At 62.6% G+C, this 21,510-nt stretch carries 26 protein-coding genes; 15 read left to right on the forward strand and 11 right to left on the reverse strand.

Annotated elements, in window-relative coordinates; genetic code table 11:
• Positions 1–93 precede the first annotated feature (93 nt).
• A complete protein-coding gene (locus AC3CCE_RS31350; protein WP_023673020.1) occupies positions 94–564 on the reverse strand; it encodes an RDD family protein in 471 nt (156 codons plus the stop codon).
• A 191-nt stretch (positions 565–755) separates the two neighbouring features.
• On the opposite strand from AC3CCE_RS31350, the gene sthA reads away from it, so the two are divergent.
• Complete coding sequence (sthA, locus tag AC3CCE_RS31355; protein WP_023682415.1) at positions 756–2,144, forward strand: Si-specific NAD(P)(+) transhydrogenase; 1,389 nt, start codon at positions 756–758, stop codon at positions 2,142–2,144.
• A 57-nt stretch (positions 2,145–2,201) separates the two neighbouring features.
• On the opposite strand, the gene AC3CCE_RS31360 is transcribed toward sthA, so the two are convergent.
• Positions 2,202–2,873 (reverse strand): alpha/beta hydrolase, encoded by a 672-nt coding sequence (locus tag AC3CCE_RS31360; RefSeq protein ID WP_245260287.1) that lies wholly within the window; start codon positions 2,871–2,873, stop codon positions 2,202–2,204.
• Between the two features lie 217 nt (positions 2,874–3,090).
• Between AC3CCE_RS31360 and AC3CCE_RS31365 the strand changes: the two genes are divergently transcribed.
• Positions 3,091–4,326, forward strand: coding sequence for an OpgC family protein (locus tag AC3CCE_RS31365; protein ID WP_023711549.1), 1,236 nt, complete (start codon positions 3,091–3,093; stop codon positions 4,324–4,326).
• A 15-nt stretch (positions 4,327–4,341) separates the two neighbouring features.
• Here AC3CCE_RS31365 and AC3CCE_RS31370 read toward each other — a convergent pair whose 3' ends face one another.
• Positions 4,342–5,424: a LacI family DNA-binding transcriptional regulator gene (locus AC3CCE_RS31370; RefSeq protein WP_023682412.1), complete on the reverse strand. Its 1,083-nt coding sequence runs from the start codon at positions 5,422–5,424 to the stop codon at positions 4,342–4,344.
• A 146-nt stretch (positions 5,425–5,570) separates the two neighbouring features.
• On the opposite strand from AC3CCE_RS31370, the gene AC3CCE_RS31375 reads away from it, so the two are divergent.
• Both AC3CCE_RS31375 and AC3CCE_RS31380 read left to right on the forward strand, forming a co-directional pair.
• Entirely contained in the window at positions 5,571–5,714 is a 144-nt protein-coding gene (locus tag AC3CCE_RS31375) for a hypothetical protein (RefSeq protein WP_023673015.1), read from the forward strand.
• Positions 5,715–5,777: 63 nt separating this feature from the next.
• Positions 5,778–5,921 (forward strand): hypothetical protein, encoded by a 144-nt coding sequence (locus AC3CCE_RS31380; protein WP_023689522.1) that lies wholly within the window; start codon positions 5,778–5,780, stop codon positions 5,919–5,921.
• Positions 5,922–5,960: 39 nt separating this feature from the next.
• Here AC3CCE_RS31380 and AC3CCE_RS31385 read toward each other — a convergent pair whose 3' ends face one another.
• A complete protein-coding gene (locus AC3CCE_RS31385; protein ID WP_023673013.1) occupies positions 5,961–6,335 on the reverse strand; it encodes a DUF423 domain-containing protein in 375 nt (124 codons plus the stop codon).
• Positions 6,336–6,378: 43 nt separating this feature from the next.
• Positions 6,379–7,644, reverse strand: a complete 1,266-nt coding sequence (locus AC3CCE_RS31390; protein WP_352625384.1) for a multidrug efflux MFS transporter — start codon at positions 7,642–7,644, stop codon at positions 6,379–6,381.
• Between the two features lie 150 nt (positions 7,645–7,794).
• On the opposite strand from AC3CCE_RS31390, the gene AC3CCE_RS31395 reads away from it, so the two are divergent.
• Positions 7,795–8,460 carry a GntR family transcriptional regulator gene (locus tag AC3CCE_RS31395; protein WP_023730845.1) on the forward strand — a complete coding sequence of 222 codons (666 nt, stop codon included), beginning with the start codon at positions 7,795–7,797 and terminating at the stop codon, positions 8,458–8,460.
• Between the two features lie 82 nt (positions 8,461–8,542).
• Entirely contained in the window at positions 8,543–8,803 is a 261-nt protein-coding gene (locus tag AC3CCE_RS31400; RefSeq protein ID WP_023682408.1) for a DUF982 domain-containing protein, read from the forward strand.
• Positions 8,804–8,875: 72 nt separating this feature from the next.
• On the opposite strand, the gene AC3CCE_RS31405 is transcribed toward AC3CCE_RS31400, so the two are convergent.
• Positions 8,876–9,034: a hypothetical protein gene (locus AC3CCE_RS31405; RefSeq protein WP_023673009.1), complete on the reverse strand. Its 159-nt coding sequence runs from the start codon at positions 9,032–9,034 to the stop codon at positions 8,876–8,878.
• Positions 9,035–9,212: 178 nt separating this feature from the next.
• Between AC3CCE_RS31405 and AC3CCE_RS31410 the strand changes: the two genes are divergently transcribed.
• Positions 9,213–10,184: a glycosyl transferase family 90 gene (locus AC3CCE_RS31410; RefSeq protein ID WP_352625381.1), complete on the forward strand. Its 972-nt coding sequence runs from the start codon at positions 9,213–9,215 to the stop codon at positions 10,182–10,184.
• A 20-nt stretch (positions 10,185–10,204) separates the two neighbouring features.
• On the opposite strand, the gene AC3CCE_RS31415 is transcribed toward AC3CCE_RS31410, so the two are convergent.
• Complete coding sequence (locus AC3CCE_RS31415) at positions 10,205–11,248, reverse strand: aldo/keto reductase (RefSeq protein ID WP_352625379.1); 1,044 nt, start codon at positions 11,246–11,248, stop codon at positions 10,205–10,207.
• 244 nt (positions 11,249–11,492) lie between these two features.
• Here AC3CCE_RS31415 and ppk2 point away from each other — a divergent pair, with 244 nt between their 5' ends.
• Complete coding sequence (gene ppk2, locus AC3CCE_RS31420) at positions 11,493–12,413, forward strand: polyphosphate kinase 2 (protein ID WP_023689516.1); 921 nt, start codon at positions 11,493–11,495, stop codon at positions 12,411–12,413.
• A 228-nt stretch (positions 12,414–12,641) separates the two neighbouring features.
• On the opposite strand, the gene AC3CCE_RS31425 is transcribed toward ppk2, so the two are convergent.
• Positions 12,642–13,286 carry a dihydrofolate reductase family protein gene (locus AC3CCE_RS31425; protein ID WP_352625377.1) on the reverse strand — a complete coding sequence of 215 codons (645 nt, stop codon included), beginning with the start codon at positions 13,284–13,286 and terminating at the stop codon, positions 12,642–12,644.
• Positions 13,287–13,396: 110 nt separating this feature from the next.
• A complete protein-coding gene (locus AC3CCE_RS31430; RefSeq protein ID WP_023805093.1) occupies positions 13,397–14,092 on the reverse strand; it encodes a winged helix-turn-helix transcriptional regulator in 696 nt (231 codons plus the stop codon).
• A 176-nt stretch (positions 14,093–14,268) separates the two neighbouring features.
• Here AC3CCE_RS31430 and AC3CCE_RS31435 point away from each other — a divergent pair, with 176 nt between their 5' ends.
• Together AC3CCE_RS31435 and AC3CCE_RS31440 are read left to right on the forward strand one after the other, a co-directional pair.
• Positions 14,269–14,595 (forward strand): DUF1330 domain-containing protein, encoded by a 327-nt coding sequence (locus AC3CCE_RS31435; RefSeq protein ID WP_023673003.1) that lies wholly within the window; start codon positions 14,269–14,271, stop codon positions 14,593–14,595.
• Positions 14,596–14,735: 140 nt separating this feature from the next.
• Positions 14,736–15,500 carry an imm11 family protein gene (locus tag AC3CCE_RS31440; protein ID WP_352625374.1) on the forward strand — a complete coding sequence of 255 codons (765 nt, stop codon included), beginning with the start codon at positions 14,736–14,738 and terminating at the stop codon, positions 15,498–15,500.
• Between the two features lie 2 nt (positions 15,501–15,502).
• Here the strand turns inward: AC3CCE_RS31440 and hemB are convergent, their stop codons facing one another.
• Together hemB and AC3CCE_RS31450 are read right to left on the reverse strand one after the other, a co-directional pair.
• On the reverse strand, positions 15,503–16,558 hold the full coding sequence (gene hemB / locus AC3CCE_RS31445) for a porphobilinogen synthase (protein WP_027049604.1): 1,056 nt from the start codon (positions 16,556–16,558) through the stop codon (positions 15,503–15,505).
• An 88-nt stretch (positions 16,559–16,646) separates the two neighbouring features.
• Positions 16,647–17,153 carry a pyridoxamine 5'-phosphate oxidase family protein gene (locus AC3CCE_RS31450; protein WP_352625372.1) on the reverse strand — a complete coding sequence of 169 codons (507 nt, stop codon included), beginning with the start codon at positions 17,151–17,153 and terminating at the stop codon, positions 16,647–16,649.
• Between the two features lie 181 nt (positions 17,154–17,334).
• Between AC3CCE_RS31450 and AC3CCE_RS31455 the strand changes: the two genes are divergently transcribed.
• The 5 genes from AC3CCE_RS31455 to AC3CCE_RS31475 all read left to right on the forward strand — a co-directional run bounded on the left by AC3CCE_RS31455 (position 17,335) and on the right by AC3CCE_RS31475 (position 21,491).
• Positions 17,335–18,372, forward strand: coding sequence for an enoyl-CoA hydratase/isomerase family protein (locus AC3CCE_RS31455; protein WP_023689512.1), 1,038 nt, complete (start codon positions 17,335–17,337; stop codon positions 18,370–18,372).
• A complete protein-coding gene (locus AC3CCE_RS31460; RefSeq protein WP_023689511.1) occupies positions 18,369–18,791 on the forward strand; it encodes a DUF6163 family protein in 423 nt (140 codons plus the stop codon). Before AC3CCE_RS31455 ends, AC3CCE_RS31460 begins: the two co-directional genes overlap by 4 nt.
• 203 nt (positions 18,792–18,994) lie before the next feature.
• On the forward strand, positions 18,995–19,510 hold the full coding sequence (ldtR, locus tag AC3CCE_RS31465; RefSeq protein ID WP_023672997.1) for a transcriptional regulator LdtR: 516 nt from the start codon (positions 18,995–18,997) through the stop codon (positions 19,508–19,510).
• Positions 19,511–19,887: 377 nt separating this feature from the next.
• On the forward strand, positions 19,888–21,141 hold the full coding sequence (locus tag AC3CCE_RS31470) for a L,D-transpeptidase family protein (RefSeq protein ID WP_023693255.1): 1,254 nt from the start codon (positions 19,888–19,890) through the stop codon (positions 21,139–21,141).
• Between the two features lie 203 nt (positions 21,142–21,344).
• Positions 21,345–21,491 carry a hypothetical protein gene (locus AC3CCE_RS31475; protein ID WP_245265594.1) on the forward strand — a complete coding sequence of 49 codons (147 nt, stop codon included), beginning with the start codon at positions 21,345–21,347 and terminating at the stop codon, positions 21,489–21,491.
• Positions 21,492–21,510: the final 19 nt, after the last annotated feature.

The following is a 21,510-nucleotide window of genomic DNA, read 5'->3' on the forward strand; positions in this document are numbered from 1 at the left end:
TGGCGAAAAATTCAACAGGATTGTGAAGGCGGGGTTGAACGGACCCCTTCACATTTGCGCACAAATGCCTGTTGGCGTCGGTTGGACGCCGGTTCAACGGTCGCTGCGGCTGACGACCGTGCCAAGCAGCAGGTCGTGCAGTGTGCGCTTGCGATCGGAAAACAGCGTCACCAGGAGGACGAGCGGCGTCAGGATGACCGTGCTCGCCCAGAACAGCACCGAATGGACAACGGCGGTGAGGCCGTCGATACGGCTGCCGTCGAGACGATCGAGCCGAATGCCCATCATCTTCATGCCTGATGTGGCCTGGTTGCGACCGCCCAGCGTGTTCCAGATGTAGAGAATGGCGACCGCCGGCACGAGGATGGAATACAGCGCCCAGCCAAGACCGAATGTCAAAAGGCCAAGCACGGCCACCAGGATCGCGAACGGAATGGTGAGCAGCGCCACGATGCAATAGTCGATGATGAAGGCCAGGATCCGCCGCGTGCGCACACCGTCATAGGCCCTGACGTCGTCGAGCCTGCTGGTGATGATTTCGCCGTCAAGTACGCGCGCGTTCATGTCATGTCCTCGCAACAGGCGCCACGCTAGGGTGCGCCGCCACTGAAATGGTGAAGACCGCGGGCGGAATCAAGATCGGTTCGTCCATCCGGTCCTGCTCGGCAGTGTGACGCGGTTGAGCCGATTGAATTTGGTGGACGGATGGCGTTAGCTTGCTGCGGCGCAACAAGACGCCGAGGGGACGGGGTTACATGGATTACGACATGCTGGTCATCGGCAGCGGCCCTTCCGGGCGCCGCGCGGCGGTGCAATCGGCCAAGCTCGGCAAATCGGTGCTGGTGGTCGACAGGGGCCGGCGCCTCGGCGGCGTCTCGGTGCACACCGGCACCATCCCGTCGAAGACGCTGCGCGAGACGGTGCTGAACCTGTCCGGCTGGCGCGAGCGGGGCTTTTACGGCCGCGGCTACCGGGTCAAGCAGGACATCTCCATCGCCGACCTGGTCGAGCGGCTGCACAAGACGCTCGACCACGAGGTCGAGGTGCTGCAGCACCAGTTTATGCGCAACGCCGTCAAAAGCGTGCGCGCCATGGCGAAATTCGTCGGCCCAAACAAGGTCAGCCTGACGGCAGACAATGGCGACTACTCGGAGGTTGGTTTCACCAATGCGCTGATCGCGGTCGGCACCAGGCCGCACCGGCCGCGCGACGTGCCTTTCGACAAGATCCGCGTCTTCGACAGCGATGAGATGCTGGAACTCGACCATCTGCCGCGCACGCTGACGGTGATCGGCGCCGGCGTCATCGGCGTTGAATATGCGACGATCTTTTCGGCGCTCGACGTGCCGGTGACGCTGGTGGAGCCGCGCAACACCATCCTCGATTTCGTCGACCGCGAGATCGTCGACGACTTCATCCACCAGATGCGCGACCGCGGCATGACCATTCGCCTCGGCAGTACGGTCAAGGAAATCGTCTCAAAACCCGACTATGCCGAAGTGACGCTCGCCGATGGCCGCACCATCCGCTCCGAGATCGTGCTTTACGCCGCCGGCCGCAGCGGCAATCTCGGCAGCCTCGGCCTCGACGTGGTCGGCATCGAGGCCGATTCCCGGGGCCGCATCAAGGTCGATCCGCAGACCTTCCAGACCAGTGCGCCCAACATCTATGCCACCGGCGACGTCATCGGTTTCCCCAGCCTTGCCTCGACATCGATGGAGCAAGGCAGGGTGGCCGCCTGCCACGCCTTCGGCGTGCAACTGCCACCGCCGCCGGAAACCTTCCCCTATGGCATCTACGCCGTGCCGGAAATCTCCACCGTTGGTCAGTCGGAGGAGCAGGTGCGTGAGAGCGGCGCTGCTTATGAAGTCGGTCTGGCGCGGTTCCGCGAAACCTCGCGCGGCCACATCATGGGCGTCAACTCCGGCTTTCTGAAGCTGCTGTTCTCGGTCGAAACGCGCCGCCTGCTCGGCGCCCACATCGTCGGCGAAGGCGCCACCGAACTGATCCATATCGGCCAGGCGGTGATCAACCTCGGCGGCACGGTTGATTTCTTCGTCAACAACACCTTCAACTATCCGACGCTGGCCGAAGCCTACAAGATCGCCGGGCTCGATGCCTGGAACCGGATGGGACAGGGCTAGGCGACGAGCATCTGCTCAGCCGTTCCGCCGGGCGCCGATGCGGTCTACCAAGGTCTCCTAGCCTGCCTGGCGTGCGACCAATGCTGGTCCCGCAAGCCATTGCCGGACGATGGCGGCATCCGGGTCGCCGATTTCGTGACCTGAAGGCACGATGCGCGCATCGACCTCGGCGCCATGTTTGTTGAGCAGCGTCACCAGTGGCGGCGCAAACGGCCCGTAGGTCTCGTCGGCGGCACCGGCGACAATCAGGACGCGCGTTCCGGTCAGATTGGTTGCCGGCGCATCGTCAAGCACGGGCATTGCTCTCAGCAACGCCGCTTTTCGGACGAGGCCGGAGTTGAGCAGCATCAGGCTGGAAACCAGATTGGCGCCGTTGGAATAGCCGAGGAAAGTCGCCCGGGCGAGGTCGAGCCCGTGGCGCTTTGCGGCCTCGCTTGCGAAGGCGGCAAAGTACGATGTTTCGGCACGGATGCTCGCCTGTTCGAAACTGGTCGGCGTGATCCGCTCGAACCAGCGGAAGCCGTCTTCTTGGCGGATGCGGCCACGCACCGCGACCAGCGTGGCGTTAGGGGCGATCTGCCTCGCAATCGGGACCATCGTCGTTTCGTCGACACCCGATCCGTGCAGTAAAAACAGGCTCTCGCCGCCGGCATTCTCCGGCTTGAGGAGGCGGTAGGGAAAGGCCAGATCCTGGTGCAGAAAGGCGTTCTCGTCGCTATATCGATGCACGCTCATATCTCGTTGTTTTCACGGAGACATTGGTCCTTTGCCAGCTTCAAAACGGAATATTTTCACGCTCCGCCAAATGTGATTGCAACAGGCTCATTTCAGACCGTTTCTGCGCCGATATGCTCCCTGCGGGAGGAATCGAAGCGGTGTGCGCCGATGGTCGCATCCCGGCATGAACAACGCGAGCATCCTTGCTCTCCTTTGAGGCCTTTTGTCGATGACCCTGCCAGTCCCGCCCGATCGCGCCCCGCGTATCGCCGATCGCGCTCCGCGTATCGCCGATCGCGCTCCGCGTATCCCCGATCGCGACACGCGCATTGACGTGTTCCGTGCGCTCGCACTCCTGACCATCTATATCGACCACGTGCCGGGCACCGTCTTCGAAACGCTGACCTACAAGAATTTCGGATTCTCGGACGCGGCGGAAGCCTTCGTGCTGATTTCCGGCATGTCGGTCGCACTCGCCTATGGCAACAAGTTCCAGCCGGGCGGCCGGCTACTGGCGACGTTGAAGATGTGGCGCCGGGCCGGCGTGCTTTACAGCGCCCACATCGTCACCACCATGGTTGTGATGGCGTTATTCTGCGCCGCGGCGGTGTTCGGCCGGCGGCCGGAACTGCTCAAGCTGATCAACATCGAGCCGCTGATGAAGAACACGCCGGAGGTCATGATCGGCATTGTCACGCTCGGCCACCAGCTTGGCTACAACAACATCCTGCCGGTCTATGCGGCGCTGCTGTTGATGGCGCCGCTCTTCCTGCTCTTCGTCAGCTACCGGCCGCTGCCGGCGCTGGTCTTTTCCGGCGCGCTGTGGCTCGTCGCCGGCCTCTGGCAGATCGCGCCGCCGAACTATCCCGAGCCCGGCTTCTGGTTCCTCAACCCGCTGTCCTGGCAATTCCTGTTCAACATCGGCCTTGCCGGCATGCTGCATGTCAGGCGCGGCGGCACAATTCCCGTCAATCGTTGGCTGGTGGGCGCCGCGGCGACCTATGTCGCGGCAGCGGCGGTCTGGGTGCACAGCCCGCTCTGGGGCGAGATAACGTGGTTTAACCTGCCCGTGGTGATCGGCGGCTTCGACAAGACGTTCCTGTCGCTGCCGCGGCTCCTGCACATATTGGCGGTGAGCTATCTGATCGTCGCCCTGCCGGCTTTCTCGAACCTGTTCCGTCTCAGCCCGGACCATCCGCTTGCCCTGCTCGGCAAGCGCTCCTTGCCGGTGTTCCTCGCCGGCACGCTGATCGCCATGGCGGCGCAGGTGATGAAGCTGATCAATCCGGGCGGCTTTGCCTATGACGTCTTGCTGATTTCGGCCGGCATCGCCATGCAATTCGCGCTCGCCTTCTATCTTGAGTGGCTGTCCGGCATCGGCTTGGGCAAAAAGCCGGTTCGCAAAGAAGCGCCAGCCGTTCACCAGACCTTCGGCATGCCCGCGATGCCAAGGCTAAGCCGGTGATCCCACATCAGCCGCCTAGCTAGCAGGCGAGGGGCCGGACGACCCCCGCACCACAAGATCGACCGGCAGCAATTGCCGGTGCTGCGAGCCGTCATTTTCGAGGATCGCCTTGACGGCCAGCCGGCCCATCTCGGCGATCGGCTGGGCGACAGTGGTTAGTGGCGGCTCGGAGTCGGCGCCTTCCGGCACGCCGTCGAAGCCGACGATTGACACATCGCCCGGCACGGCAATGTTACGCTCGCGCAGCCAGTCGAGCGCATGCAGCGCGATCTTGTCCGACATGGCCAGGATTGCCGTCGGCGTCTGCGGCAGCGCGAAAATATGATCGAGGCCGGCCCGCACGCTCGCCTCGTCATTGAGGGTTTCGTAGATTGGCACTTGCGAGACGTCGATGCCGAAGCGGGAGAGCTCGCCGAAATAGCCACGCAGACGGTCGCGTGTGCCCGAGTAGAGGGATGTCGTCTCGACTTGCTCCTGCGTGACGGGACCAAAGCCAGCGTCGGCAGATTCCAGGGCGAGCACGGCAAAGCTGCGATGGCCGAACTCGGCCAGATGGCGCGCCGCCAGACCCGCGCCGGCGACGTTGTCGACGCCGATCGCAGCGACCGCCTCATTTTCCGAATCGAGATCAAGCGCCACGAAAGGCAGTTTGCGTTCGCGCGCCAGTTCGACCAGCCGCGACCCACCCTCGATGCAGAACACGATGAAGCCGTCGACCAGGGCGCTCTGGATGTTCCAGGCGAGCTGCTCGCTGTTGGCGGCCGAGACCAGCGAAATTCCGGCGCCGGTGGCGTCGCAGGCCTGCGAAATGCTGGCCATCATGACGCGGGCAAAGGGATCGTCGAAGAAATAGGACAATGGTTCCGCCGTTGCCACGCCGATGGCGTTGACCTTGCCGGCGCGCAGCAGCCGGCCCTTGGGATCCGGGCCGGCATAGCCCATCGCTTCCGCCGCCGCCTTGACCCGCTCGCGGACCTCTTCGCGCACGATTTCCGGGCGAGCGAACACGTTGGACGCGGTACCGTGCGAGACCCCGGCCGCCTTGGCGATGTCGGCAAGCCGCACTGGTCTCGTCTTGCCGGAGGTCAATGCCGTCATTTTCGTCTCCTGAACCGGAGCCTGTTTAGCACTTTCGTTGGATCGGTTCAAATTTTCCCTTGATCGGACGGCGGAGAGAGTCTATATTTGAATCGATCCAAGGGATTCACCAAGTACAACTTGGATCGATTCAAGAGGAGGGTGCCATGCATCCCGTGAATTATCTGTTCGAAGACATCTATGGCAATGATTGGGGCATAGTCTCCGACGCCGCCACCCGCAGGCGCCGCGACAAGGTCGGGCCGTGGAGGCGTGACCTGCAATACCTTGTGAAACGCAAGCGCAGCTGATCGGCCAGACATTTTCGTGCCAGCTGATTGGATCGATTCAAGTTCTTGAAGAGGAGAACGAACATGCATCCCGTGAAACATCTGTTCGAAGACATTTATCGCAATTACTGGGGTATCTCGCCTGCCACGGAGCAGCCGCAACGGCGGCGGCCGACCAAGCCTGCCAAGCGCAACCGCGACCTGCTGCCGGAAAACCGGCAGGATTAAGCCTCGTGTGATATCTGATGGGACAGGGTTCTTGGCTCGTCAGGACCGTTGCCGCACGAGCGCCGAGGCCGCGATCACCAGCCAGCCCGCGATGAGCAAGGTGCCGCCGATCGGCGCCGACATCGGGAACAGCCGCGATCCCACGAAATCCCGTGCCAGCAGATCGCCGCAGAACAGAACAAGCCCGACGAGCAGCACCAGGCTGCCGATCCGCAAGATCCGGTTTGCGCCGGCGAGGCCGACGGCCAAAAACACCGGCGCATGCATGAGCAGGAAGGATGCGGCCGTGCCGACGAAGGCGCCGCCGAGATGCGCTGATGCCGCCGACAGCGCCACGCCCGCCGCGCCGGCAATGCCGCCGGCGAAAACGAGGATGCGCGCGCTGTTTGCTGGTGCTGACTCGGCGATGCTCATGTCTCGGGCTCCGTGATTGACGATAGGCGGCGCGACCTGTCTGTCAGGATTTTTCCGATATCGCCAGCATGTCGCGCGTGCGGCGCGCCTGGGCCAGCCAATTATACGCGGCACCGCCCGCCATCAGCAACGACGTGCCGAGAAACACCGCGCGCATGCCGAAATGGCCGCCGACGAAGCCGCCCAGCAGCGGCCCCGCAACCTGGCCGACATATTGCGCCGAGATTGCCAGGCCCAGCACATTGCCGCCGACCCCATCGGGAACATTGTGGCGGATGACGCTGGTGATGCAGGGCAACAGCCCGCCCAGCACCAGACCCATAAGGAACCGCAGCCCGACCAACTGCCAGCTCTCGGTGACGAAGGCCTGCGGTATCAACAGCAGCGCCGAGACGGCCAGCGATGCGACGATGACGTTCCAGTGGCCGATGCTGTCGGCGAGTTTGCCCAGCCGTGACGCCGACAGGATGGCGCCCAGCGCCGCCGCCGACATGACGACACCTGAGACCAGGGTCACCCGGCTTGCCTCCGCGACCAGTTGCTGGACGTAAACGGTGATGATCGGCTCGATCGACATGTTGGCGAAGGTGAACAGCATGCCGGTCGCCAGCATGCCCACGACAGGGCGTTTGTCGGGGATCTGCGCCCAACTTCCCTTTGGTTTCTCCTCGCGTTTTGCCTGTACTGGCGGGCGAGGCATCTCCTTTATCAGGAACGTCGTCGCCAGCGCCGCCAGGAAAATGACGCCGCCCGCGATGAGGAAGGTGGCGCGAATACCGATCAATGGCGGCAGCGCGCCGCCAAGCAACGGGCCGACCAGGGAGCCTGCGGTGATGCCGGCCGACAGCACGCCAAGCGCCCAGCCGGAGCGCTCCTTCGGCGTCTGCATGGCGACAAGGATCGTCGAGCCTGAGGAATAACCGCCGGCAAAGCCGATCAACAGGCGCAAAAGCACCAATTGCCAGACGGTCTGCACCATGCCGGTCAGCGACATGCAGATCGCCATGCCGAAACTGGCACGCACCAGCATCACCTTGCGGCCATAACGGTCACCCAGCCGTCCCCACAGTGGCGCGACAAGGGCGGCGGCAAGGAAGGTGGCGCCGAAAGCGATGCCGGACCATTGCACGATCGCCGCGTGGCCCACGGCGCCCAGCTGTTCGACATAGAGCGGCAGGAACGGCAGCAGCAACGTCATCGCCACAAGCGTGCTGAACGATCCGGCAAAGCACACGAACAGGTTGCGCCGCCAATGAATGTTGTAGGTGGAAGGCGCTTCGGCGGCCCGCGCTGCACTGTCCTGCGGCATGTCCTGTCCTGTCCGCTTGCTGCGAATACCATTTTGGGATACCAAGTTGGTACCCTCATGGACGCAAAGCCCGGCTGCTGTCAATCAGGCGCTCTCAATGTGATCGGCAAGACCAACGGGCAAGGCCGATCGCCAGCAATGGAAGCAACTATGTCGCAGATGCACATCGTCGAAAAAGCGCTTCGCGAGATGATCCTTGGCCTCGAGGTCGGTCCTGGCGAGCGGCTGACGGAGCGCTGGATCGAGAGCCGCTTCGGCGCCTCGCGCACGCCGGTCAGGGCAGCCCTGCTGCGGCTGGAGACGGAAGGGCTGATCTGCCGCGACGGGCGCGGTTGGACCGTGTCGCCGATCAACCTTGCCGAACTGGAACAGATCGCGGTGTACCGCGAAGCCGTCGAGGTCGCGGCGGTCAGGCTGACTTCGGCGCTGGCCGACAGGAGCGCAGCCGATGTCATCAAGGCGATGCTGGACTCCTGCGACACTGCCACGCCGCGCGAGGAATGGCACCGCGTCGGCATGGATTTCCATATCGAACTGGCGCGGCTCTCCGGCAACGAGTTCCTGTTCCGGGCCGTGCGCGATGCCATGACGCGCCTGTCGCGGGCGCGCTGGCTGGAGGTGCGCGACGAGGCAGCGCTCGGCCGCGCCTGGAGCGAGCATCACGCCATTCTGGCAGCGGTGCGGGCCGGCGATGCCGATGCGGCGGCGGCGCGACTTTCCGCCCATATCGCCGGCAGCCGCGCCCGCCTGGTGACGTCGCTGCACAATGACCGGCGCGGCCTGCGCGCCAGGGGTTTTGCCGTCGTCGCCGCTTGATACCGGTCACGAAAACGAAAGAACGCCGTCGCGATCCGCTTTCGGCCTCGCTTCGCGGACGCCGATGGCGTAAGAGGCGGCCATGGAAAACAACCGATTTGAAACACCCGTGACCGTTAAGTCGGGCACGGAGGGAAGCACTCAGCTCTTACGTACGGTGCGCGAGGCTTCCGATTACCTGCTCAACAGCTGGCCCGGCAAGCGCAGCCCCAAGCACCGCGAAGCGCTGCAGGCCTGCCATGACGCGCTGGCCGGCGACAAGCCGGCGATGATTGCAAGACGCGCCTTCATCGCCGCCGCGCGCGAGGTCAACGTCTTCGTCAGCGACAAGGCCCCGGCCTGATCACATCGGCCTGATCAGACCGGCATTTTGCCAGGATCCGGCCCGTTTCGCGGGCCGGTGATCCTGTCTTGCCTATTTTTCTGTCTCGGTGTCGGTTTTGGAACTTGCCTCGTTCTCAGGCTCGGCGCGCTCCTTGGCCGCGACCTTGGCGGCGAGCTTCTCCGCCTTCTTGGCGGCCTTCTGCCGGTCGCGCTCTTTGCGTTCCTGACCGTAATTCGGTGGTCGAGCCATATCGTTTCCTTTCGCTGTGCCTGATCCTGCCTAGAAGCATTGGCCGGCAAACACAACAGCGCCGCGAGGGCAGATGCCAGCGGTTCTGGACTTGCGTGATGGCGAACACAATGGTTTAGAAAAGGCTGCGGGACAGTTGCTGGAGCCGCCGCCGACCGATTTCGAATCAAAACGACCGATGGCCACGCTTCAAAGAAACGCACAGAAGCTGATCTACTATGCGCGCAACGCCATGCGCGACATCGCGCCGCCGGTTCTTTTCCGGCGCCGGCTCGGCCGGCTGCTCGATCAGGCCAGGCTTTCCGACGCATCGGTCCGCCAGCGGCTCAATTACTACAACACGCTGCGGGAGCCTTTTAGCCCCAGCCCCGAGGCCGTGCCGGTCAGCCGGCTGCCGTCGGACCGCAGCATGTACTATTACGATCTGAAGGAGTTCACCCGTTATTTCGACCCAGATCTGCGCATCGACCTGGAATTCGGCGACGTCATCGAAGTGCCGAAGATGCCGTCGATCGTCAAGGACCGGCCGATAGCGGGCGACAACGGCAACGGCGTCCTGTTCAAGCTGAACAAGTTCCGTCATTTCTACATGCCGGCCGACGATGTCGCCTTCGCCGACAAGCATCCGCTCGTCGTTTGGCGCGGCGAACTCAACAATCCGATCCGCACCTTGTTGCTGGATGCAGCCCGCAATCTGCCGTTCTGCGATGTCGGCACGCCGAGGGCGACAGCACCTGCGGAATACCGCAAGCCCTATCTCAGCATCGATCAGCAGCGCCGCTACCGCTATATCATCTCGCTCGAAGGCAATGATGTCGCGACCAATCTGAAATGGATCATGAGCTCGAACTCGCTCTGCCTGATGCCGCTGCCGACTTACGAGACCTGGTTCGCCGAGGGGCAGCTCGAGCCCGATGTCCATTATGTGCCGCTGGCGCCCGACTTCAGCGATCTGGCCGAGCGCGTGCACCATCTCGAGAAACATCCGGCCGAGGCCCAGCGCATCGTTGCGGCGGCCAACGCCTATTGCCGCAAATTCGCCGACGAGCGGGCCGAGCAGGCGATCTGCCTGCTCGTGCTCTACAAATATTTCGTGCTCAGCGGCCAGATCGAGCCCGATCCGCAGGTCTGGCGGTTTATCGCGGCCTAGCGGCTTCCGGCGCCCTTAAGTCAGATGACGCTGCGGTCCATAACCAGATCGGCCGGGCCGAAGCGGTCCCTCGCCGTAAACTGCTGGTGCCAGTAGGGATAGAGCACCGGCGGCCGGCTGACGGCATCGAGACGCTGGCGTTCATCAAAGGACAGCGTCAGGCTTGCCGCGGCGAGATTGTCTTTCAACTGCGCCTCGTTGCGTGCGCCAATCACCAGCGAACTGACGGCTGGTCGGCCGAGCAGCCAGGCCAGCGCCACCTGCGCCGCCGAGACGCCGCGTGCCGCACCGATGTCGACCAGCACGTCGACAATCCGCCACAGCCGGTCTTCGTCGCGGATCGGCGGTTCCGACCAGCCGCCGATCTGGCGCGCCGTCGGACTGTCGCGGCGGTATTTTCCCGACAGCAGGCCGCCGGCGAGCGGGCTCCACACCAGCACGCCAAGGCCCTGGTCGACCGAGATCGGCAAGAGCTCATACTCGGCCTCGCGTGCTTCCAGCGTGTAGTGGATCTGCTGGGTGACGAAGCGCGGCTGGTGCTGGCTGTCGCTGATGCCCAGCGCCTTCATGACCTGCCAGCCGGAAAAGTTGGAGCAGCCGACATAGCGGATCTTGCCCTGGGCAACCAGCGTGTCGAGCGCGGCGATGGTTTCCTCGAGCGGCGTCGCGCCGTCCCATTCGTGAAGGAAATAGATGTCGATGACATCGGTCCTGAGGCGCTTCAGGCTCTTCTCGCATTCGCGGATCAGATGATGGCGCGACAGGCCTTCGTCATTGGGGCCCTTGCCGATCCGCATGCGCGCTTTGGAGGCGATCAGCACGTCGTTCTTGCGCTTGCCGCCGAGCGCCTCGCCGATGATCTCTTCCGACAGACCGTTGGAATAGACATTGGCGGTGTCGATGAGATTGATGCCGGCATCGATGCAAGTGTCGATGATGCGCGAGGCCTCCGCGAGATCGGAATTGCCGACGGCAGCGAACGGCCCGCTGCCGCCGAAGGTCATGGTTCCCAAGGTCAGCGCCGAAACTTTCAAGCCGGAACGGCCAAGCGTGCGGTATTCCATGTCTGATCCTCGTAGTTTTGGTGGGGAGGCGGTTTTAGCAGGAAAGGGCGGGGAAGCCCGAACGGGTCCGCTATTTGTAGGACAATTTGAGCGGCTTGTCGCCATGCCAGGGCGCTGGATCGGCAATGCCTCGCTGCTTTGCAGTGAAGACCGGCTGGCCGGCGGCTTGCAATAAAACCGTCATTGCCGGCCTATATCGAGTCGGCTCAGGGTTTCATGTCAGCCGGCAAGCGGAGCAGTGGAAATGAATGAGCTAAAGCAGAATTCTGCGGCCAGGGATTGGCTGGAAGCCGAACTCGCCGACACGCTCGACGAGGACTATGAGCTGGAAATCTCGGAGCCGGCGCTGTCGCTGGAGATCGCCAAGATCTACAAGAACGCGCATCCGCCGTCGATCGATCGCATGCAGTATTTCCGCGACCTGATCGGCTTGCAGTCGGAACTGATCAAGCTGCAGTCCTGGGTTGCCTACCACAAGAAGAAGCTGGTGGTGGTTTTCGAGGGCCGTGATTCCGCCGGCAAGGGCGGCGTCATCAAGCGCATCACCCAGCGCCTCAACCCGCGCATCTGCCGCGTCGTGGCGCTGCCGGCGCCGACCGAGCGCGAAAAGTCACAATGGTATTTCCAGCGCTACGTGCCGCATCTGCCGGCCGGCGGCGAGATCGTGCTGTTCGACCGCTCCTGGTACAACCGCTCCGGCGTCGAGCGGGTGATGGGCTTTGCCGAACCCGATCAGGTCGAAGAGTTCTTCCGCGATGTGCCGGAGTTCGAGCGCATGCTGGTCCGCTCCGGCGTCACGCTGGTCAAATACTGGTTCTCGATCACCGACGAGGAACAGCAGATGCGCTTCATGATGCGCATCCACGATCCGATGAAGCAGTGGAAGCTGTCGCCGATGGACCTGCAGTCGCGCGTGCGCTGGGAGCAGTACACCAAGGCCAAGGAAGAGACGTTTGCCCGCACCAACATCCCAGAGGCACCGTGGTACATCGTCGAAGGCAACGACAAGAAGCGGGCGCGGCTGAACTGCATCGACCATCTCCTCAAACAGCTGCCCTATGAGGACGTGCCGCACGAAGAAATCACGCTGCCCGAGCGGGTGTTCAACCCGGAGTACGAGCGCCAGGTCCTGCCGCGCGAGCTTTACGTGCCGGAGAAGTATTGAGCGTCTTCGCAATTGAAGACACGAGAGGACGGCATTCTTTCGCGCCCCCCTCTGTCCTGCCGGACATCTCCCCCACAAGGGGGGAGATTGGCAGCTTCGCCGATGGCGCCCTTCTTGCTACGTTGATGAGTGGCGAAAGCCGGCGCGACATCCGATCTTCCCCGGCGTGGGGGAGATGTCCGGAAGGACAGAGGGGGCGCGACGGATCGCAATTTTCCCAAATGAGGCTTACACCCGTTTGATCGTCACATGCGTGGCGAGCGCCGTGGCCACCTGCTCGGTGCACTGGTAACCCAGCTTCAGCATATCCAGCCCGGCAAACAGGCTCTCGCCCCTCCCGAGCAACACCGGCGACACCGCCAGATGCAACTCGTCGATGAGCTTCTCTTGCAGATATTGCCGGATGGTGGAAACGCCGCCGCCGACGCGGACATCCTTGCCGCCGGCCGCGGCCTTTGCTTGTTCGAGCGCGGCGTGGATGCCGCCGGTAACGAAGTGGAAAACGGTGCCGCCTTCCATCACAATGGGGTCGCGCTTGTAGTGGGTCAGCACGAAGGTCGGCACGTGATAGGGCGGGTTGTCGCCCCACCAGCCTTTCCAGCTCTCGTCTGGCCATTCGCCGCGGATTGGGCCGAACATGTTGCGGCCGAGGATCCAGGCCCCGACATTGTCGAAGCTGCGGACAGTGAACCGGTCGTCCACATCGGTGGTGCCGCCATCCTTGCCGACCATCTCATGGAAGGTGCGGGTGCCGGTCATCCATTTGTGCAGATATTCGCCACCAACGCCGAGCGGATTTTGCAGGTCCTGGTCAGGACCGGCGCCGAAACCGTCGAGCGACAAGGTGAAGGCATTGACGCGAAGTTTGGACATGGGGACTCCCTTTCGGTGACCAGTTGTGATTTGCAATCAGTATTCAAACTGATTGCATTTTGCAACTAGTATTTTTAGAGGCAAGCCGATCTGTGGAATGCGCAGGGACCTCAAGCCGCCACGCGCTTCGGCATCACCGCAAACGGGCTGAGCCCAAGCCAGATCTGCATCTTGCCGGCGACGTCGAGATCGCCGGTCAGGATGATCTTGTCGCGTTCCTTGTGAACTGTCGTCAGCCCCATCCAGATCGAGGTCATGGTGCACAGATCGGTCGAGACGTAGAGATCGACGTCGAAGCCCGGATCGTACCAGCAAAGATCGACCTCGCCCTGCTTTTCGACGATCAGCCACCACGATCGTTTTGACGCCGGCAGGTCATGGTACAGGAATTGTATCACGGTGCGCCCGTCCGGCAGCGGACTGGGGTTCAGATTGCGCCGCATGTCCCACATCAGCAGCGACGGATCGAGGTTTTTGAGCGACAGCCTGGCCTCAACCCATTTCTGGCCCCAAAACCCCATCGCCTCGACAACCGGGCGCAAATCCCGGCCCGCCTCGGTCAGCCGGTATTCGAACACGCCCTTCTCGGTCGCGATCTCGGTCCGCTCGACGATGCCTCCCGCTTCGAGATCCCTAAGCCGTTGCGACAGAAGGGTTGGCGACATTTTCGGCACGCCGCGGCGCAAATCGTTGAAGCGGGTCGATCCCGCCACCAGTTCGCGCAGCAGCACCATGGTCCAGCGTGTGCAGAGCAGCTCGGCGGCCATGGAGAGCGGGCAGAATTGCTTGTAACCGGCTTGTGTCATGTGGTGAGCTCCAAAAGATGTTGCCGGACCTTATTCAGAAAACCTGAGTTCAGCCAGTACAGAAGCTGTACTGGCACCCCCGGTACAGTTCTGTGACTGGAGCGGTCCGGCGCCGCCATGCGAGGCAGCGGTCACGTCACCGGGCAGTCCGGTGCCGATCCATGAGGAGTTGGACAATGACCGCTTACGTGATCGCAGACATCAAGGTGAAGGACGACAAATGGGTGCCGGCCTATGCCGCTTCGGTGCATGACCTCGTCCACAAGCATGGCGGCAAGTATCTCGCCCGCAGCGGCAATGTGAAGACGCTGGAGGGCAAGCCGCTCGACACCAGCCTGATCGCCATCATGGCGTTTCCGTCGGCAAAGGCAGCCGAGGCCTTCACCAACGATCCGCAATACGCCCCGTTTGTGGCGGAGCGCCGGAAGGGCAGCGACAGCCGCTTCCAGCTGATCGACGATACCGATCTCGCCGGAACGATTCCTTATTTGCCAAAGGCGTGAGGAAAAGCCGGAACCCGGAAAGTCCGGGTTCCGGCTAGCCCTTCAGCATTTGCGCCACTTCGGGCGCGAAGCAGGTGGACGGGTACTCTCACGCGATTTAGTCTTGAACTCGAAAGTCGGTAGACTGAGCAGGCGCGCACGTGACCATTATTTCACTCATTGCAAAACTGTTTGCCAACCGGAACCGCCCGCAGAATAGGCCAGCTCAAGTCCCAGAGCGGGTTTTCCGCAAAGAGGCGAAATTCAAGAAACATGGAAAATTCTTCCAGATCGGACCGACATATCGCGGCGGGTCCCATTGTCTTCAGCTGGAAAACGCCCAAGCTTTGGTGCCGCCATCCCGCATACTGCTCGGGCCGACGGAGTTTGGGGGATACGGCTTTCCTGAGTACCCGGAGACGCCCAGGCTACGGCCTGAAGCGACAGACTATTGCAGGCCACCAAAAGACTTAGAAGATTTTCATTGTTACTGGCTTGTATCCGAGCGCCTGAAGGACGTTCTGCAGTCAGTCGACCCCGATGGGGTCGTGTTTAACGACTGCGACGTATTCTATTTGAGCGGAAAGCCGATCGAACCAAAGCACTACCTTTGCGACATCGTTCGCAAGATTGATGCCGTGGATCTCGAATCGTCGAAGTTTAGGCTTTTGATCGGCGAGAATGGAGGCGTCCACTACGACCGCGCCGGAGGCGCGTGCTTCTATTTCAAGGAGGAGATTGTTGGCGATGCGCATATCTTCAAACAGAAGAACATGGGCATCGTCATTTGCACCGCCAAATTGAGAGAAGCCTGTGTCGAAGCAGGCATCAAGAATCCCGACGTGTTCCAAGACATGTCGGTTTGCGGGCGTGGTCGGCTGGACTTCGAAACAAGAAATGTCAAAGAGAGTTATGTGCTGGAGTGAATTTATCCCTTCAGCATTTGCGCCACTTCCGGCGCGAAGTAGGTCAGAATGCCGTCGCAGCCGGCGCGCTTGAAGGCGAGCAGGCTCTCCAGCATTGCCTTTTCGCCGTCGATCCAGCCATTGGCGGCCGCCGCCTTGATCATCGAATATTCGCCTGACACCTGGTAGGCGAAGGTCGGCATCTGGAACTCGTCCTTCAGCCGGCGGATGATGTCGAGATAGGGCAGGCCGGGCTTGACCATCAGCATGTCGGCGCCCTCGGCGATATCCTGCTCGGCCTCGCGCACCGCTTCGTCGGAATTGGCGTGGTCGAGATAGTAGGTCTTCTTGTCGCCCTTGAGCAGGCCCGCGGTGCCGACCGCCTCGCGGTAGGGGCCGTAGAAGGCGGAGGCGAATTTCGTCGCATAGGACATGATCGCCACATCCGAAAAACCGTTGGCGTCGAGTGCGTCGCGGATGGCGCCGATGCGGCCGTCCATCATGTCGGACGGCGCGATGATGTCGGCGCCGGCCGCTGCCTGGATGACGGCTGCGGCGGTCACCTGTTCCACCGTCTCGTCATTGACGATGATGCCGTCGCGCAAGATGCCGTCATGGCCGTGCGAGGTGAACGGATCGAGCGCGGCATCGGTGATGATGCCGATCTCCGGCACCGCGTCCTTGATGGCGCGGGTTGCGCGGTTGATGATGTTTTCCGGGTCGAGGATGTGCGATCCCGTCAGGTCGCGCAGGCTGAGTTCAACATTGGGGAAGGTGGCGATCGCCGGAATGCCGAGCTTAGCGGCCCGCTCGGCCTCCTTGACGGCGAGGTCCAGCGACAGGCGGAATACGCCGGGCATGGCGGCGATCGGCTCGCGCGTGTTCTTGCCGTCGATGACGAAGATCGGCCAGATCAGATCGTTCACCGTAAGCCGGTTTTCCTGCACCAGGCGGCGCGACCAGTCGGCCTTGCGCATGCGCCGCAAGCGGCGGCTGCCGGTGATCTCGTCGACGCTGCGCGCACCGCCGGGCTTTGCCGGCGCGAATTTGTTGCTCGTCGCGGGGGTGAATTTGTTCATCGCAAAAACTCCGGGTCGAGGCGGCTTTTACCACGAGGCCTTGCCGCTGACCAATGCGACACGATTGTGCCAGTCGATAACGCGCTGCTTACGGCTTCGGCGGCCACGCCAGTTCTGGGCCGGTTTTGAAGAACGACACATTGTTGGTGAAGGTGCTCTCCGGGGCGAGCCGGATCAGGCGCCCGTCCGGATGGCCGATGTCGGCGACATTGTCGATGAACCAGCGGTTCCAGGTCGCCTCCGGGCCGAGATATTTGTGCAGCAGCCGTTTGAAGCGGTTCGGCGCCATCGCTTCTATGGTGGCGACGCCGCGCAGGCCGAGATGCAGCAGGATGCCGGCCTCATTGTCGAAATGGACGATCTCCACGGCGCAGCGCGGGTCACGTTCGAGGTGTTTGACAGCACTTGCGCCGGTCGAGCCGAGTAGCCAGATCGCAGCGTCCTCCCAGATGAACCACATCGGCGCGTTGCGCGGCGCGCCGTCAGCGGTCACGGTCGCCAGATTGGCCATCAGCGGGCGGCTGAGAACATCATCCGGGTCGAACTTTTTCGGCATCTCCCAGCCATGGCTCGGCGCTGCGGTTTCATGCGTCATGCGTTTGTCCCTGCATCAGAAGAAAGGCTGTTTTGCCCGGCAATTTTGCGCGCATTTCTGTCGGAGGCACAGCACGGTCGCGTTGCCTTGCGAAAATCCAAACCGCGCCCGCCGGTTGACGCACCCATGCGCCACCTTTAGCACTTCAGTCCCGCAGGCGCGGGGAGGGGATTCTCTGACGATGGACTTTGGCGGCGGCGACGAGATCCGCTTCGAACGGTTGGGCAAGGCAGGCGTCGTCACGCTGACGCGGCCGCAGGCGCTCAATGCGCTGACACATCGCATGATCAAGGCGCTGGACAAGGCGCTCGACGCTTTTGAACGCGATACCGGCGTCGATGTCGTCGTCGTCAAGGCCGAGGGCAGAGCGTTTTGCGCCGGCGGCGACATCATGCACGTCTACGAGGCCCGCGCCGGGAAGCCGCCGGTCGAGTTCTTCGCCGACGAATACCGGCTCAACGCCCGCATCAACAGTTACAAAAAGCCCTATGTCGCGCTGATCGACGGGATCGTGATGGGCGGGGGCGTCGGCATCTCTTTCCACGGCTCGCAGCGCGTGCTGACCGAGAACGCCCAGTTCGCCATGCCCGAAGTCGGCATCGGTTTCTTCCCCGACGTGGGCGGCAGCCATCTGCTGCCCGACCTTGGCGGCAGCTTCGGCATGTATCTGGCGCTGACCGGCAACCGCATTCGCTATGGCGATGCGCTGTGGTCGGGCCTGGCCACCCACACCATCAAGGCCGCCGACCAGGCTGCCTTTCTCGACCGGCTCTGCGCCAATGGCGATCCGGAATCGGTGCTGCGCGGCTTCTTCGTGCCGGCCCGGCGCGAAACCGCCCAGCCGGTGCTGGAAGCCATCGCCCGGCATTTTTCCCAACCGTCGCTCGCCGAAATCCTTGAGAGCCTGGAGCGGGCGGCAGGCGCCGACGAGTTTGCCGCCAAGACGCTGGCCACCATCCGCACCCGCTCGCCGACCAGCCTCAATGTCGCGTGGCGCCAGATCAGCGCCGGGCTGACGCTGTCGATGGAAGCCTGCATGAAGATGGAGTTCCGTATCCTCAACCGAATGCTGGCCGGCCACGACTTCTATGAAGGCATCCGCGCCGTCCTCGTCGACAAGGGTTCGACGCCGCAGTGGCGGCCGGCAAGCCTGGCCGAGGTCGACGCTGCTTCGGTGGACGCCTATTTCGCGCCGCTCGAACGGGAGCTCGAACTGTGAGCGAGGTCACGTCGCGGCGTATCGTGCTGCAGCCCTCGGGCGTCGAGATCATCTTCGCCTGGTTCCAGCGCGTCATAGCGGGCTACTGCCTGCTGTTCGGCATCCTGTACTGGATCCGGCTGATCGGCTTTTATCCCGGCCCGCTGTGGCGCTTCGACCTGATGCCGGTGCACTGGCAGGTCGTGGCGGTGATGCTGGCCGTGTTCTTCCCCTTCGCCGCCGCCGGCCTCTGGATGCTGGCGTCGTGGGGCCCGGTGATCTGGTTCATCTGCGCGGTGACCGAGACCATCATGTATGCCGGCTTCCCCAATCTGTACGGCCACCGGCCGCTGATCGTCTTCTCGCATGCCGCGGTGGCGCTGCTCTACATCGCCTTCCGCGTCGTTATCTGGATGCGCAAGCGCCCCGCGCGCGCCTGAAACGCCGCCCCGCAGCCATTGGCTAAATCTTTAGGTTAATTATCCTTGCTCGGGTGACCGTTCGTTAAGCGTCTTGCGAAACCTATTACCGGTAAGCTCTTGTTAGCCCTAGCGTTTAAGTCGAATTTTATGAGTATTCGATAGTGTCGCAATCAAGGTGAAAAACAAAAAATCACCAGGGCGACAAACGAGAGGCAAAGACAATGATCAATTCGCGTCCGGCGGCGAAGACCGCCAACGTATCCGACGATCGCCGCGAGGCTATCCGTTCGCTTTACATGGAATCGCTTCAGCTGGTGGAGCGTTTGCATCGCCGTCTGCTTGACGTGATCAAGGACGAGTTCGACCGCAACGGCCGTTCCGACATCAATGCCATCCAGGCGCTGCTTCTGTTCAATATCGGCAATTCCGAACTGACCGCCGGCGAGCTGCGCTCGCGTGGCTACTATCTCGGCTCGAACGTCTCCTACAATCTGAAGAAGCTGGTCGATCTCGGCTTCATCAACCACCAGCGCTCGCGCATCGACCGCCGTTCGGTCCGCGTTTCGCTGACGCCGAAGGGCAATGAAGTGGCGGAAGTCGTCGCCGGTCTCTATGAGCGCCATGTCGGCTCGATCGAACAGGTCGGCGGCATCAACAGCGAAGAGTTCAAGCAGATGAACCGCGCGCTGCAGCGCCTCGACCGCTTCTGGAACGACACCATCGCCTACCGGATGTAATCAGCGGGCCATTGAATAGCAGCTGCGCCGGAAGAAGCGCGGCCGGAGGAAAGTCTCAGCCAACAGGCCGGTGCCGAAAAGCACCGGCCTTTTCTTTTCGAGCCGCCGGCGTTCCAAATTCGGCGCAAAGCCACGTTGCCGCCATATTCGCGGTGGAAGCGAGGGGTGTGGGTATGCGGCGGCGAAAGCTGTTCGCGCGCCTGTAAGGTCGCATCGCCGTCCGGTTTTTACGGCCAGGTGACGCAGGTCATGGTTGGCTAATTCTTAACAATGCCAACTTTAAAGTGCGGGCGATATCGCCCAAAATCGAGCACGTAGCCGAACGCTGCAACAGCCAAACGCTACAAGCCAACACGACAAGAATGTCTGGAACGTCCATGAGAACCAGCCGCCGCTTTTTCCTTTCCGGAGCTTCAGCGCTCGCCGTTGCCATGGTTGCCAATGCCGCCAGCGCGCAGGATGTCATCGACGACATCCTGAAGTCTTCGAACCGTGGCAATTGGGACGACCAGTTCGACGCCCGCGCCTCCGAAGGCGGCAAGGTCGCCTCGACGCTGCCGATCTTCAGCCTACAGACGGTCGCCTTCACCGAACAGGCTGTGGCGCAGTATCAGAACATCGTCGCCCAGGGCGGTTGGGGCGAGGTGCCGGCGACAAAGAAGCTGCAGCTTGGCGTCGACGATCCGGACGTGGTGCCGCTGCGCAAGCGGCTGATGGTTTCGGGCGACCTGGCGCAGAGCGCCGGCATTTCGACGTCGTTCGATTCCTATGTCGACGCCGCGGTCAAGCGCTTCCAGGCGCGCCATGGCCTGCCGGCCGACGGCGCCATGGGCAAATACACCTATGCCGCGATGAACGTTTCGGCGCAGATCCGCCTCGGTCAGCTGCAGACCAATCTGGAGCGCCTGCGCGAAAAGGCCGGCACGCTGGGCAGCCGTTATGTGCTGGTCGATATCCCGGCGGCACAGATCGAGGCGGTCGAGAACGATCGCGTCGTGCTGCGCCACACCGCAATCGTCGGCAAGATCGACCGCCAGACCCCGGTGGTCAATTCCAAGATCAACGAGATCATCGTCAATCCTTACTGGAACGCGCCGGTCTCGATCGTGCGCAAGGACATCATTCCGCTGATGCGGAAGAACCCCGACTATCTCAAGGACAGCCACATCCGCCTGTTTGCGCCGGATGGCAGCGAAGTCGATCCGATGACTGTCGACTGGTCGACGGACGATGCCGCAAAATACCGCTTCCGCCAGGATCCGGGCTCCGGCAACGCCATGGCTTCGGTCAAGATCAACTTCCCCAGCCCCGACGGCGTCTACATGCACGACACGCCGCAGCAGAGCCTGTTCGGCAAGATGATGCGCTTCGATTCCTCGGGCTGCGTGCGTGTCCAGAACGTGCGCGACCTCGTCACATGGATCCTGCGCGACACGCCCGGCTGGGACCGCCAGCATTTCGAGGCGACCATCAAGACCGGCGAGAACACGCCGGTGCAGGTCGTCAACCCGGTCCCGGTCCACTTCCTCTATGTGTCGGCCTGGTCGACGGGTTCGGGAGTCGTGCAGTTCCGCGACGACGTCTACGCGCTCGATGGCGCCAGCGAACTGCAGATCACCTCTTCGCTTTAAGCGGCTGATCTCAGTCAGGAAAGGCCACCGCAAGTGGCCTTTCCGTTCGAAGTCCCACGAGGCGGGGCTGGTGGCGCCGGCCATGCGCCAGGCTTGCCGCCGCCGAGAACATCGTCGCCGGCTACCGGCGCCGCATCGCCACCTCGGACGAGGCCGACGACGCCCGGACGGAGGCCCGCGAAGCCGGGCGGCTGGAGCTCGAAATGCGGCTTGCCGGCATCGAGGCCGAGCGCATCGCCGTGCGCGACATGTTAAGCAGCGGCGCGATCAACGACCATACGGCGCGGGCGCTGTTTACCGAGATCACGCTCACCGAAGCCTTGCTGCAGGGGCGGCAGGAGCGAAAATAGCGGTTCAGGGCCGCTCTGG

It is taken from the genome of Mesorhizobium sp. P160187, assembly GCF_057766425.1.

What these genes read in the sequence shown, in the direction of transcription:
- AC3CCE_RS31415 (WP_352625379.1), bottom strand. Translation starts at nt 11,248, where the DNA reads ATGGAATACCGCACGCTTGGCCGTTCCGGCTTGAAAGTTTCGGCGCTG.
- AC3CCE_RS31350 (WP_023673020.1), bottom strand. Translation starts at nt 564, where the DNA reads ATGAACGCGCGCGTACTTGACGGCGAAATCATCACCAGCAGGCTCGAC.
- AC3CCE_RS31435 (WP_023673003.1), top strand. Translation starts at nt 14,269, where the DNA reads ATGACCGCTTACGTGATCGCAGACATCAAGGTGAAGGACGACAAATGG.
- AC3CCE_RS31375 (WP_023673015.1), top strand. Translation starts at nt 5,571, where the DNA reads ATGCATCCCGTGAATTATCTGTTCGAAGACATCTATGGCAATGATTGG.
- AC3CCE_RS31470 (WP_023693255.1), top strand. Translation starts at nt 19,888, where the DNA reads ATGAGAACCAGCCGCCGCTTTTTCCTTTCCGGAGCTTCAGCGCTCGCC.
- AC3CCE_RS31400 (WP_023682408.1), top strand. Translation starts at nt 8,543, where the DNA reads ATGGAAAACAACCGATTTGAAACACCCGTGACCGTTAAGTCGGGCACG.
- AC3CCE_RS31380 (WP_023689522.1), top strand. Translation starts at nt 5,778, where the DNA reads ATGCATCCCGTGAAACATCTGTTCGAAGACATTTATCGCAATTACTGG.
- AC3CCE_RS31370 (WP_023682412.1), bottom strand. Translation starts at nt 5,424, where the DNA reads ATGACGGCATTGACCTCCGGCAAGACGAGACCAGTGCGGCTTGCCGAC.
- AC3CCE_RS31390 (WP_352625384.1), bottom strand. Translation starts at nt 7,644, where the DNA reads ATGCCGCAGGACAGTGCAGCGCGGGCCGCCGAAGCGCCTTCCACCTAC.
- sthA (WP_023682415.1), top strand. Translation starts at nt 756, where the DNA reads ATGGATTACGACATGCTGGTCATCGGCAGCGGCCCTTCCGGGCGCCGC.
- hemB (WP_027049604.1), bottom strand. Translation starts at nt 16,558, where the DNA reads ATGAACAAATTCACCCCCGCGACGAGCAACAAATTCGCGCCGGCAAAG.
- AC3CCE_RS31430 (WP_023805093.1), bottom strand. Translation starts at nt 14,092, where the DNA reads ATGACACAAGCCGGTTACAAGCAATTCTGCCCGCTCTCCATGGCCGCC.
- AC3CCE_RS31450 (WP_352625372.1), bottom strand. Translation starts at nt 17,153, where the DNA reads ATGACGCATGAAACCGCAGCGCCGAGCCATGGCTGGGAGATGCCGAAA.
- AC3CCE_RS31395 (WP_023730845.1), top strand. Translation starts at nt 7,795, where the DNA reads ATGTCGCAGATGCACATCGTCGAAAAAGCGCTTCGCGAGATGATCCTT.
- AC3CCE_RS31425 (WP_352625377.1), bottom strand. Translation starts at nt 13,286, where the DNA reads ATGTCCAAACTTCGCGTCAATGCCTTCACCTTGTCGCTCGACGGTTTC.
- AC3CCE_RS31405 (WP_023673009.1), bottom strand. Translation starts at nt 9,034, where the DNA reads ATGGCTCGACCACCGAATTACGGTCAGGAACGCAAAGAGCGCGACCGG.
- AC3CCE_RS31365 (WP_023711549.1), top strand. Translation starts at nt 3,091, where the DNA reads ATGACCCTGCCAGTCCCGCCCGATCGCGCCCCGCGTATCGCCGATCGC.
- AC3CCE_RS31410 (WP_352625381.1), top strand. Translation starts at nt 9,213, where the DNA reads ATGGCCACGCTTCAAAGAAACGCACAGAAGCTGATCTACTATGCGCGC.
- AC3CCE_RS31385 (WP_023673013.1), bottom strand. Translation starts at nt 6,335, where the DNA reads ATGAGCATCGCCGAGTCAGCACCAGCAAACAGCGCGCGCATCCTCGTT.
- AC3CCE_RS31475 (WP_245265594.1), top strand. Translation starts at nt 21,345, where the DNA reads ATGCGGCTTGCCGGCATCGAGGCCGAGCGCATCGCCGTGCGCGACATG.
- ldtR (WP_023672997.1), top strand. Translation starts at nt 18,995, where the DNA reads ATGATCAATTCGCGTCCGGCGGCGAAGACCGCCAACGTATCCGACGAT.
- AC3CCE_RS31455 (WP_023689512.1), top strand. Translation starts at nt 17,335, where the DNA reads ATGGACTTTGGCGGCGGCGACGAGATCCGCTTCGAACGGTTGGGCAAG.
- ppk2 (WP_023689516.1), top strand. Translation starts at nt 11,493, where the DNA reads ATGAATGAGCTAAAGCAGAATTCTGCGGCCAGGGATTGGCTGGAAGCC.